Below are 956 nucleotides of genomic sequence, written 5' to 3'. Positions count from 1 at the left end.
CTATTATAACATTTATAACTCTTTTTTCTGTATTTGTATTGTTAGGATGTACGCGTGTAGATAGTCTAGAGCAGTACGATAGACTTTACGAAAAATATATCAGTGAAAATTACGGCGCTTTTGAACATTTTCAAAAGCATGAACAAGCAAAAAAATTTGTATACAGCCATGGCTATCAGAATATCGTACCAAAGTTTGACATTATACGGCATCGTCACATACTGATTGTTTTATGTGGACGTTTTGTTAATTTATTGCGTGGTGATTATAATGAATGGATATCAGCAGATATAGTACTCAGTATAATATCAAAAAATACAATAAAGTCAATATGTTGTTTGCAATTATTTTATATGAATCCACTCAAGAATCCATCTTTTTATACGTGATTCATTTGATCATTTTTTATATAAGATTGCCATGTATGAATAGACCATAAAAAGCAAATCATGATACAAATATTATATAACGCATGTGTGTATTCAAATAAAATGAAAAGCAGCTATCATTCATAACAGTTCATAAATTTTATGATACGTTTTTATCACAGCACAAATCACATTGTTTAAAAATTTAGTTGTTTGGAATTATCGATAACATACGTTTAAAGATCACATCTTGTTTTAATGATTGGATTGTTAATCGCATGATAAAAACACAAGATTTGCAGTCCTCAAAATTGGGGAGCGCAAAATCTAAAGTTGTTATAGTATCCTATAAGAAGGTAATCATTTAAAACTTTTATAAGCTTATAGATTTAATTTATAAAGATTGCATAAAAGGATTTAAAGACAAGATCGATTTTATAACCACGGTATTTTTTTACCGAGGTAGAAAATAAACAGATAATGAAATTCAAAACGTCATATCTTATAAATCAAAAGCCTTTTAATGAATAGATTGCAGGCTAGTCTTTAAGAATGGAACTATTCGCTTCCACAAAAAAATGGAGGCAA

The 956-nt window shown here is 28.6% G+C and carries 1 protein-coding gene; it reads left to right on the top strand.

The window, feature by feature from the left end:
* Nucleotides 1–2 precede the first annotated feature (2 nt).
* On the top strand, nt 3–389 hold the full coding sequence (locus ACFIO3_RS14065; protein WP_375704684.1) for a hypothetical protein: 387 nt from the start codon (nt 3–5) through the stop codon (nt 387–389).
* The last annotated feature ends 567 nt before the right edge of the window (nt 390–956 follow it).

The sequence above is a fragment of the Bartonella sp. AD328YNZD genome (genome assembly GCF_042196425.1).
The sequence above is the reverse complement of the archived record's forward strand: the minus strand, read 5'-3'. Positions and strand labels throughout refer to the sequence as shown.